A 10402-nucleotide genomic window follows, 5' to 3' on the forward strand; every position below is an offset into this window, starting at 1 on the left:
AACTCGCCCTGGGGGAAGGTGACACTGACGTTGTCCAGGGCGACGACCCGGGTTTCCCCCTCCCCGTAGACCTTGTTGAGGCCGGTGGCGCGGGCGGCCGCCAGGCCGGTACGGACGGCGGTTGCGGTCGACGTGGTCACGGGGGTGCTCCTTGCTGGTCCGCGGATTCGTACCTCCATGCTCGGCGACGTGATCATGGTTCTGCGTCGCTCCGTCGAACGGTTGGTCCGACCACCGCTGGGCGTACGGGAGAGCGGGACCCTCCTCCTGCGGTATGACGGGAACCCTGAGGGTGACGCGGTGGCCGGAATCACCGTGCTTCGTGGCCGAATCCCGAACAGTTCGTCAGATGGCAAGGAAACATGACAACTTCCCGGGCTGGGAACATGCGAAAGGGTGATCCGGGCGACTACTCTCAGGGGTGGTTCGCAGGACGCCCGGATGGTGGAACGCAGACACGGGCAGCTTAAAACTGCTTGGCCGCGAGGCCGTGCCGGTTCGAGTCCGGCTCCGGGCACCGCAAACGACCGGCGGGGGCGCCACCGGCGTCCCCGCCGGGAGTCGTTCACCGGATCCTCCTCGCGGCGTATCCCGGAATTTTTGCCAAGCCATTACCCTGGTACGTGGGCGGTGCAGTGCCGCCACGGAGGGAATGAGCAATGAGAAGCAGCAACCCGGTCTTCTCGCGGGAGGGGTCCTTCACCCGCGAGCCCGGTTACGCGGGGTTCGGCACCACCTCGCAGGCCGGGGGCCCGCAGGGCAACCCCTACGCGGGCACCCCCTACGCCCAGCCGCAGGGGCAGGGCCCGCTGACGGACGAGCAGCTCTACCAGATGTACAACGGGCCGTCGGCCGGCCCGGCGGCCACCGGGCGGATGACGCTCGACGACGTGGTCGCCCGCACCGCCATGACGCTGCTGACCCTGGTCGCCGCCGGCGCGGTGGCCTGGTTCACGCTGCCGTTCGAGAACTTCGGCTTCGCCATCGCCGCCAGCCTGGTGGCCATGGTGGTCGGCCTGGTCGTCTCGTTCAAGCGCGACGCCAGCCCGGCGCTGGTCCTGACCTACGCGGCCCTCCAGGGCTTCGCGATGGGCGCCGTCTCGCACGCCGCCAACACCATGCTGAACGGCATCGTGATCCAGGCGGTGCTGGGCACGGCGGCGGTCTTCGCGGCGATGCTGTTCGCCTACAAGAGCGGCCGGATCCGGGTCACCGCGCGCTACCAGCGGATCGGCATCGCGATCGCCCTGGGCTTCGTGCTGCTGATGCTGGTCAACGTGGTCGCGATGGCCTTCGGCGCCGACATGGGCCTGCGCTCCGGCCCGCTGGGCATCGTGGTCGGCCTGATCGGCATCGGTCTGGGCGCCTTCTTCCTGTCGCTGGACTTCGCGGCGATCGAGGAGGCCATCGCCCAGGGCGCCCCGCAGCGCGAGTCCTGGCGGGCCGCCTTCGGGCTCACCCTGTCGCTGGTCTGGATCTACATGGAGATGCTGCGCCTGATCGCGATCCTGCGCGGCGACGACTGACGCACCCCTGGCGTCGTCGCCACCCACTGCCGCCGGGCCCCGGAGCACTTCGCTCCGGGGCCCGGCGGCATTTGGTTAGGCTCCTCTGCATGCATGACGTACAGCCCCTGGTCGAAGCCGTCGACGAACTGGCGGATCGTTTCCGCTCGCTGCCGCAGAGCAAGCTGCTGGGCCCGGTGCCCGGGCACGCCTCGCGGGCGGCGGCCGTGCTGGTGCTGGCCCGGCGGCTGGCCGCGTGGTCGCTGGCGGCGGAGGGCGGGCCGGAGCGGGAGTTCCCGGACGCCGGGGCCTTCGCGGCGGGGGACCAGCTGGCCGTCGCCGGGCACGACCTGGCGGCCGCGCTCGCCGTGCTGCCCGAGGGGGCCGAAGTGGCGTTGCCGGACGGCCCGGTGGCGGTGGGCGAGGTGCTGGCCGGGGCGGTGGCCGCGGTGCGGGAGACAGCCGGGCGCTGCGCCTGAGACCGTCCCGAGCCGGACGTGCCGGAGGCCGGCCGGGTCGGTAACCCCTCGACCCGGCCGGCCTCCGGTCCCGCCGCGTGGGCGAGACGGCGTCAGATGCTGGCGACCACCCGGTCGGCGAGCACGTAGACGGCTTCCTCGTCGGTGGAGAAGGTCAGCGAGTACGAGCCGGAGAAGCGCGAGCCGCCGAGCAGTCGGACGTGCTCACCGGCACGGACCGCGTCGATCAGCCGGTACGCGGCCTCCCGGTCGCCCGGGGACACGCAGAGCGTGGTGCCGTCGGCGAAGGCGTACACGTCCAGGGTGCCCAGCGGGCCCGGGCGGACGTCGACCAGGGCGACGGCCTCCTCGGCGAGGGCGGCGAGCCGGGTGTCGGTCCACTCGCGGGACGGGGCCTGGCTCGGCACGAAGTCGGGGTGCGAGGGGTGGCGGCGCGGGTCGGGCGCGGCGACCGGGGCCTCCTCCACGGCCGGCTCGATGTCCAGCAGCCCGGCCTCCAGGCCGGTGGCCAGCAGGTCGGCCTCGCGGCGGGCCCGGGCGTCCCCGGCGGTCTCGGCGACCGGGTTGCCGGGGCGCAGCGGGGCGCCGCCGTCGGTGCCGGGCTCGGACGGGCCGGTGCCGCCCTCGATGATCAGGTCCTCCAGCGCGGAGCGCAGCGCCTCGCCGAACTCCGGGTCCATCGTCCCGGCGTTGTCGGCGGCGTCCTGCGGGCCGGTGGGGCGGGGGAAGAACAGCGGCCACTCGTCGGTGCCGGTGAACGCCCCGGAGAACGGGGAGTCGAACAGCGGCGCGTCCTCGGCCGCGCGCGCCTCCTGCTCGGCCCAGAAGGCCCGGGCCTCGGTGATCTCCCGCTCGCGGTCGGCGGCGAGCGCCTCGGCGACGGCCCGGCGTATGGACGCCTCGTTCACCGGTGCGGGCCCGGCCTGGGCCGCCGAGGCCTGGGCGTCCATACGCCGGGAGAGCCCCCGGAGGCGGAGCAGCACGGCGATCGACACGGTGATCAGGATCAGCAGCAGGATGGTGTAGACGGCGCTCACGGAACGTACTCCTAGCGAGGAGCGGAACGGGGTTACGTGTCCACACTGCCCCATGCGGGGCTGTTACCGCAGTGGCGAATGTCTAATTCGTCCGGGACTTTCGCTCTTGTCCCCAAATTGTTAGGTAACACCGTTCTACGCAGTGGAGTTGATCCGCTCCGCAGTGTCGATTTCCGGACCGGGAACGACGGAAGAGAGGGCCGGATCGACCTCGCGGTGTGATCCGGCCCTCAATTACGCTGCGTCACTCCAAATGGGTGGTCCAGACCCTTCGGAGCGGCGGGCGGGTCAGCTGAGGCGCTCGATGACCATCGCCATGCCCTGGCCGCCGCCGACGCACATGGTCTCCAGACCGAACTGCTTGTCGTGCCACTGCAGGGAGTTGATCAGCGTGGTGGTGATCCGGGCGCCGGTCATGCCGAAGGGGTGGCCGACCGCGATGCCGCCGCCGTTGACGTTCAGCTTGTCCAGGTCGATGCCGAGGTCGCGGTAGGACGGGATGACCTGGGCCGCGAAGGCCTCGTTGATCTCGACCAGGTCGATGTCGTCGATGGTCAGGCCGGCCCGCCGGAGCGCCTGCTTGGAGGCCTCGACCGGCCCGTAGCCCATGATCTCGGGGGAGAGGGCGCTGACGCCGGTGGAGACCACCCGGGCGAGCGGGGTGATGCCCAGCTCGCGGGCCTTGGTGTCGGACATGACGACCAGCGCGGCGGCGCCGTCGTTCAGCGGGCAGCAGTTGCCGGCGGTGACGGTGCCGTCCGGGCGGAAGACCGGCTTCAGGCCGGACACGCCCTCCAGGGTCACGCCGGCGCGCGGGCCGTCGTCGGTGCTCACCACGGTGCCGTCCGGCAGCGTGACCGGGGTGATCTCGCGCTCCCAGAAGCCGGCCTTGATGGCGGCCTCGGCGAGGTTCTGCGAGCGGACGCCGAACTCGTCCTGCTCGGCGCGGGTGATGCCCTTGAGCGCGGCCAGGTTCTCGGCGGTCTGGCCCATCGCGATGTAGGCGTCCGGCACCAGGCCGTCCTCGCGCGGGTCGTGCCACTCGCCGCCGCCCTCCTCGGCGCGCTTGGCGGTGCGGGCCTGGGCCTCGTCGAAGATCGGGTTCATGGTGCCCGGCATGCCGTCGGAGGTGCCCTTGATGCTGCGCGAGACGGTCTCGACGCCGGCCGAGATGAAGACGTCGCCCTCGCCGGCCTTGATCGCGTGCAGTGCCATCCGCGTGGTCTGCAGCGAGGAGGAGCAGTAGCGGGTGATGGTCGCGCCGGGCAGGTAGTCCATGCCCATCTGCACGGCCACGATGCGGGCCAGGTTGTGGCCCTGCTCGCCGCCCGGCAGGCCGCAGCCGAGCATCAGGTCGTCGATCTGGCGCGGGTCGAGCTGCGGCACCTTGGCCAGGGCGGCCTGGATGATGTGGGCGGTCAGGTCGTCCGGGCGGACGTCCTTGAGCGAGCCCTTGAACGCCCGGCCGATCGGCGAACGGGTGGCGCTGACGATGACGGCTTCGGGCATTGCGAGGCTCCTCGTTGAGTGACGGCGGACTGGCGGTCCGGGAGGAAAGCTACCGCTTGGTAGCTCAAGCGTCACCGGCGCCGGCGTGTGAGCTGGCCGACGTGTCCCCCGGGCCGGCCCCCGCCTCCCGGGCCGCCTCCGGGCCGACCCGCAGCCGGTGGCGCAGCAGCGCCCAGCGCCGGCCCGGGCCCTCCGCGTCCACGGCGGCCACCTCGGTGCCCGCCCGCCCCGCCGCCTCGGCGGCGGCCACCGCGACCGGCAGCACCGTCTCGCCCGGGACGGCGGAGCCCGGGCGCTCCTCCTCCGGCCACAGGCCCAGCGTGGCGCAGACCGAGGGAAGCACGGCCATCGCGGCGGTGGCGTAGCCCTGGGCGGAGGGGTGGTAGCGGTCGGCGGCGAACATCTCCGGGCGGGCGGCGAACTCCGGGCCCAGCAGCGAGCCCAGCGAGACGGTGCGCCCGCCCGCCTCCACCACCGCGATGGTCTGCGCGGCGGCCAGCTGGCGGCTCAGCCGCCGGGCCACCCAGCGCAGCGGCGGGCGCACCGGCTTGATCGTCCCGAGGTCCGGGCAGGTGCCCACCACCACCTCGCAGCCGTTGGCGCGCAGGGCGGCGACGGCCTCGCCGAGCTGGCGGACGGCGAGCTGGGCGGGGCTGTGCCGGGTCACGTCATTGGCCCCGATCATGATCACGGCGACGTCCGGGCGCTGCCGCAGGGCCTGCTCCAGCTGGCCGGAGAGATCGGCGGAGCGGCCGCCGGAGCGGGCCACGTTGACCAGCCGCACCGGGCGCTCGGCCACCGAGGCCAGGCCGGCCGCCAGCAGCGCGCCCGGGGTCTCGCGGGCGCGGGCCACGCCGAGGCCGGCGCCGGTGGAGTCGCCGAGGACGGCCAGCACGAGCGGTGCCCGCGGGGGTGCGCAGTGGTCGGCGAAGGCCTCGCCGTAGACGCCGTCGGCCTTGGGCGGGAGGGTCTCCAGGACGCCGATGGCCTGGATGGCGAGCTTGCTCTCGGTCAGCAGCACGCCGACCAGGCCCACACCGAGCAGGCCGAGCCCGCCACCGCCGTACGCCGCCGCGGTGGCGATCCGGCGGGCCACCCGGGCCCGCGAGTCCTGTACCCCTGGCATCCGGTGCCCCCTTCGCGTCCTGGCACCGCCCCCTCCGGGGCCGTGGCCATGCCTGCACAGCGCTCTTACCCGCGCGGAGGGCGGGAGTACCGGGGGTGCCGGTGGCGGTGGGCCATTGGGGGAGCGGGGCGGTCGTGCGGGAAGGGAGAGCCGGGGCGGGTGCCACGCCCTAGGCTTGCCGTACCGAATGCACTCGCATGCCCATAGACCGGGAGGACCCCCGTGCGGTACCACAACTCGATCATCGACCTGGTCGGCAACACGCCGCTGGTCAAGCTGAACAAGGTCACCGAGGGCATCACCGCGACAGTGCTGGCGAAGGTCGAGTACTTCAACCCCGGCGGTTCGGTGAAGGACCGCATCGCGATGCGCATGATCGAGGCCGCCGAGGCCTCGGGCGCCCTCAAGCCGGGCGGCACGATCGTGGAGCCGACCTCCGGCAACACCGGTGTCGGCCTGGCGATCGTGGCCCAGCAGAAGGGCTACAAGTGCATCTTCGTCTGTCCCGACAAGGTGTCCACTGACAAGATCAACACCCTGCGCGCGTACGGCGCCGAGGTGGTCGTCTGCCCGACCGCCGTCGCCCCGGAGCACCCGGACTCCTACTACAACGTCTCCGACCGCCTCGTCCGCGAGACCCCGAACGCCTGGAAGCCGGACCAGTACTCCAACCCGGACAACCCGGCCTCGCACTACCACTCCACCGGTCCGGAGCTGTGGGAGCAGACCGACGGGAAGATCACCCACTTCGTGGCCGGCGTCGGCACCGGCGGCACCATCTCCGGCACCGGCAACTACCTGAAGGAGGTCTCCGGCGGCAAGGTCAAGGTCGTCGGCGCCGACCCGGAGGGCTCGGTCTACTCGGGCGGCACCGGCCGTCCGTACCTGGTCGAGGGCGTCGGTGAGGACTTCTGGCCGACCGCCTACGACAGCAACGTCGCGGACCAGATCGTCGCGGTCTCCGACAAGGACTCGTTCCAGATGACCCGCCGCCTGGCCAAGGAGGAGGGCCTGCTGGTCGGCGGCTCCTGCGGGATGGCCGTGGTGGCCGCGCTGGAGGTCGCCCGCGAGCTCGGGCCGGACGACGTCGTCGTGGTGCTGCTGCCGGACGGCGGCCGCGGCTACCTGTCGAAGATCTTCAACGACGACTGGATGGCCGACTACGGCTTCCTGCCCTCGGCCACCGACGAGGCCCACATCGGCGAGGTGCTGGCCCGCAAGGAGAGCATCGAGCAGGGCGGCGTCCCGCAGTTCGTCCACATGCACCCGAACGAGACCGTCGCCGAGGCGGTCCGGGTGCTGCGCGAGTACGGCGTCTCGCAGATGCCGGTGGTCTCCCCGGGCGCCGGGCACCCCGACATCATGGCCGGCGAGGTGATCGGCTCGGTGGTGGAGAAGCTGCTGCTGGAGGGCATCTTCGCCAAGGAGATCGAGCTGTCCGACACGCTGGACAAGGTGATGTCCAAGCCGCTGCCGGTGGTCGGCTCGGGCGAGACCGTCACCAACCTGATGACCGTGCTGGAGAAGGCCGACGCGGCGGTCGTGCTGGTGGAGGGCAAGCCGCAGGGCATCGTCACCCGCCAGGACCTGCTGGGCTTCCTGACCGGCCGCGCGGCGCACTGACGCCCGGCCGCCGACGGCGCTGACGCCGGTTCGCCGGTGACGGCGCTGACGCCCGCTCACCACCGCTCGCCCGTGGCCGGATCCGGAGGATCCGCCCACGGGCGAAGTGGTACACCGGCGTCACCTGCCCGCAGCACGTGGTTAACAACGCTCCGGCATCGTGGTGGTCAACGGCAAGACGCCGAGCGAGACGGCAGCGGACCACCGGGAGCGGCTCCCCGGCGGGCGAGGCCGGCTCCGGACACGTCGGACGGTCCTGACCCGGCCGCCGTGTCCGCCCTCCCCGACCGGTATCGGAGGGAGGGGCCTCCGCGGGAGGCGCCGTCGTCCCGCCCCTGTCCGGCTGCGGCCGGTCGACAGGGTGTGGTGGCTCCCGCGGGCGAACACCGCGCCGTACGGCGCGGCTCCGCGGCTCCCGGGTGGGGGAGCCGAGCCGGAGAGCGGTGGGGCCGGTCCTGTTCCACGGGACCGGCCCTTTCCGTGCGCCCGGGTGCCCCCGGCGTTCCCGTACGCCCTGGGGCCCCGGCGCTCCCGTGCGCACCGGCGGGCCTTCGTTCCCGTACGCTCGCTGGCATGACCAGCACTGAAACGACCGACGCCCCGCGCTACGTCAAGCTCAAGATCGAGCTCATCGCGGAGATCACCGACGAGGGCGCGCTCAAGGCGGCGGCCCTGCAGCAGGTCGCCGGGGACGAGTACCTCGACGACGAGGAGCGGGCCCAGTCCGTCGACGCCATCGAGGTGGACCCGTCGGGTTCGCTCGCCCACTTCATCGACCCGGTCGCGCTGCTCGGCGATGTCCCGGGCGTGGAGCTGGCCTCGGCGACCTGGGAGTCGGCGCAGACCGAGTTCGACCCTGAGGGCGACGAGTGGGACGAGTACTCGGTGGAGGAGTCCGCCGAGTAACGGCCGTTCGTGCCGTCACCACCCGTGAACGCCCGGTCCGCCCTTCGGCGGGCCGGGTGTTTTGTCCATGTTCAGCGGTGAGTTGGGTCATCTCATACGATCGCTTACCCTTCGGGGATGGAACCGTGGGCAGCCGGATTGCGTTTCTGTATCCGTAAATGCCCGGGATGATCAGCAGGGAGACGCGACGTGACGGCACGGGACGGTCAGGGGCGGGTGGCCGGAAGCAACTGGAGCCGACGCGGAGTGCTCGCGGGCCTGATCGGGGCCCCCGTACTGCTGCTCGCCGCCTGCAACGACAACAGCGGTGGCAACGGCGGCAGCGGTGGCAGTGGCGGCAGCGGTTCGGGCGGCGGCAACGGCACCCCGGGTTCGGGCGGCGGCAGCACCCCGAAGACCTCGACCGCCGTGATCACCGTCAGCCCCGCGGACGGTGCCACCGGCGCCAGCTTCAGCGAGCCGGTCAAGGTGACCGTCAGCAACGGCACCCTGAGCAGCGTCAAGGTCACCGACTCCACCGGCAAGGAGTTGGCCGGCCAGCTCTCCGCCGACAACACCAGCTGGACCTCGGCCGCGGCCCCGGCCAGCGGTACCAAGTACTCCGTCACCGCCAGCGGCGTCGACAAGGACAAGCTGGAGGCGGACGCCAACGCCACCTTCACCACGGCGACCCCGGCCAACACCTTCGTGGGCTACTTCACCCCCGAGGACGGCTCGGTGGTCGGCGTCGGCATGCCGGTCTCGATCAACTTCAGCAAGCCGGTCACCGACAAGAAGGCCGTCCAGTCGGCGATCACCGTGATAGCCGAGCCGGGCGTCGAGATCGTCGGCCACTGGTTCTCCAGCACCCGCCTCGACTTCCGGCCGCAGGAGTACTGGGCCAAGGGCACCAAGGTCACCCTCAAGCTGCGGCTCAAGGACGTCGAGGGCGCCAAGGGCGTCTACGGCACCCAGTCCAAGGACGTCAGCTTCACCATCGGCCGGGCCCAGACCAGCGTCGCCGACCTCGCCACCAAGAAGCTCACCGTCACCACGGACGGCCAGGTCAGCGCCGTCTACAAGATCTCCGGCGGCGCCCCCGAGCACACCACCTGGGGCGGCAAGATGGTCATCTCCGAGCAGTTCACCCAGACCCGGATGAACTCGCAGACCGTCAACCTGGGCAGCGAGTACGACATCGCCGACGTGCCGCACGCCCAGCGGCTCACCACCTCCGGCACCTTCATCCACGGCAACTACTGGTCCTCGTCGTCGATCTTCGGCGGTCAGAACACCAGCCACGGCTGCGTCGGCCTGCAGGACGCCAAGGGCGCCCAGGACAGCAGCACGGACGGCTTCAAGTTCTACAAGTCCTCGATGGTCGGCGACGTGGTCGAGGTCGTGAACTCCGGCGACAAGACCGTCGCCCCGGACAACGGCCTGAACGGCTGGAACCTCAGCTGGGCCGACTGGAAGGCCGGCAGCGCCGTCTGACCCACCTCTGGGAAAAACTCCCGGGCGGACCGAACCTCGCGGTCCGCCCGAGGAGTCAGGTGGGTGTGAAACGCGAGCAGAGACAGCGACAGGACGCCGAGTTCAGCGCGTTCGTCGCCGGGAACGGCCGCCGGCTGCTGAGGCTGGCCGAGCTGTTGACCGGCGATCCCGAACGGGCCAAGGACATCGTGCAGTCGGCGCTCGAACGCGCCTACCTGCACTGGCACCGGATCACCGGTGACGACCCCACCGCGTACGTCCGCCGGATCGTGGTGAACCAGCACCGCGACTGGTGGCGCCGGCTGTGCAACCGCGAACTCCCCACCGACCACGCCCCGGACCGGCCGCTGGCCGAGGACCTGGCCGAGCGACAGGCCCAACGGGCCCTGCTGCAACAGGTGTTGGGAACGCTCACCCGCCGGGAGCGGACGGTCGTCGTGCTGCGGTACTACGGGGACCTCACCGAGGCCGACATCGCGGCCGAACTGGGAATCGCCCGGGGCACCGTGAAGAGCACCCTCCACCGGGCGCTGTCGAAGCTGCGCGCACACCCCGAACTCGCCGACCGCACCGGCGGCCCGGCGGGACCCACGACGCAGATCGAGGTGACGGTATGAGCTTCGAGGACAGGCTCTTCGAGGACAGACTCGGAGAACTGCTCAGGAACGAGGACCCGGACGCGGCCGCACCGCAGCCCGCGGCGGTCATCGCCGGGGCCCGGCGGCGCCGCGCCCGGCGCCGGAC

The 10402-nt window shown here is 71.9% G+C and carries 9 protein-coding genes and 1 tRNA gene; 7 read left to right on the forward strand and 3 right to left on the reverse strand.

Features of this window, described 5'->3' with window-relative positions; all coding sequences use genetic code 11:
* Positions 1-435 precede the first annotated feature (435 nt).
* From BG452_RS21270 to BG452_RS21280, 3 genes are all read left to right on the forward strand, one after another.
* Positions 436-517: transfer RNA gene (locus BG452_RS21270), tRNA-Leu, on the forward strand.
* 142 nt (positions 518-659) lie between these two features.
* Positions 660-1526, forward strand: coding sequence for a Bax inhibitor-1/YccA family protein (locus BG452_RS21275; RefSeq protein ID WP_188305933.1), 867 nt, complete (start codon positions 660-662; stop codon positions 1524-1526).
* 89 nt (positions 1527-1615) lie between these two features.
* Positions 1616-1984, forward strand: coding sequence for a hypothetical protein (locus BG452_RS21280; protein ID WP_188305934.1), 369 nt, complete (start codon positions 1616-1618; stop codon positions 1982-1984).
* 92 nt (positions 1985-2076) lie between these two features.
* On the opposite strand, the gene BG452_RS21285 is transcribed toward BG452_RS21280, so the two are convergent.
* From BG452_RS21285 to BG452_RS21295, 3 genes are all read right to left on the reverse strand, one after another.
* Entirely contained in the window at positions 2077-3021 is a 945-nt protein-coding gene (locus tag BG452_RS21285) for a hypothetical protein (protein WP_188305935.1), read from the reverse strand.
* Between the two features lie 288 nt (positions 3022-3309).
* Positions 3310-4530 (reverse strand): acetyl-CoA C-acetyltransferase, encoded by a 1221-nt coding sequence (locus BG452_RS21290; protein WP_188305936.1) that lies wholly within the window; start codon positions 4528-4530, stop codon positions 3310-3312.
* Positions 4531-4594: 64 nt separating this feature from the next.
* Positions 4595-5656 (reverse strand): SGNH/GDSL hydrolase family protein, encoded by a 1062-nt coding sequence (locus BG452_RS21295; protein WP_188305937.1) that lies wholly within the window; start codon positions 5654-5656, stop codon positions 4595-4597.
* Positions 5657-5878: 222 nt separating this feature from the next.
* Between BG452_RS21295 and BG452_RS21300 the strand changes: the two genes are divergently transcribed.
* From BG452_RS21300 to BG452_RS21315, 4 genes are all read left to right on the forward strand, one after another.
* Positions 5879-7279, forward strand: a complete 1401-nt coding sequence (locus BG452_RS21300; RefSeq protein ID WP_188305938.1) for a cystathionine beta-synthase — start codon at positions 5879-5881, stop codon at positions 7277-7279.
* A gap of 573 nt (positions 7280-7852) precedes the next feature.
* Positions 7853-8185 carry a hypothetical protein gene (locus BG452_RS21305; protein ID WP_188305939.1) on the forward strand — a complete coding sequence of 111 codons (333 nt, stop codon included), beginning with the start codon at positions 7853-7855 and terminating at the stop codon, positions 8183-8185.
* 189 nt (positions 8186-8374) lie between these two features.
* Positions 8375-9658: an Ig-like domain-containing protein gene (locus tag BG452_RS21310; protein ID WP_317621162.1), complete on the forward strand. Its 1284-nt coding sequence runs from the start codon at positions 8375-8377 to the stop codon at positions 9656-9658.
* 65 nt (positions 9659-9723) lie between these two features.
* On the forward strand, positions 9724-10275 hold the full coding sequence (locus BG452_RS21315) for a SigE family RNA polymerase sigma factor (protein WP_188305940.1): 552 nt from the start codon (positions 9724-9726) through the stop codon (positions 10273-10275).
* Positions 10276-10402 lie beyond the last annotated feature (127 nt).

The organism is Streptomyces sp. CBMA123 (assembly GCF_014596465.1).
Classification (GTDB): domain Bacteria; phylum Actinomycetota; class Actinomycetes; order Streptomycetales; family Streptomycetaceae; genus Kitasatospora.

Excerpts from the sequence above, each read along its gene's own strand:
- BG452_RS21305 (WP_188305939.1), top strand. The coding sequence starts at position 7,853 with ATGACCAGCACTGAAACGACCGACGCCCCGCGCTACGTCAAGCTCAAG.
- BG452_RS21275 (WP_188305933.1), top strand. The coding sequence starts at position 660 with ATGAGAAGCAGCAACCCGGTCTTCTCGCGGGAGGGGTCCTTCACCCGC.
- BG452_RS21295 (WP_188305937.1), bottom strand. The coding sequence starts at position 5,656 with ATGCCAGGGGTACAGGACTCGCGGGCCCGGGTGGCCCGCCGGATCGCC.
- BG452_RS21290 (WP_188305936.1), bottom strand. The coding sequence starts at position 4,530 with ATGCCCGAAGCCGTCATCGTCAGCGCCACCCGTTCGCCGATCGGCCGG.
- BG452_RS21280 (WP_188305934.1), top strand. The coding sequence starts at position 1,616 with ATGCATGACGTACAGCCCCTGGTCGAAGCCGTCGACGAACTGGCGGAT.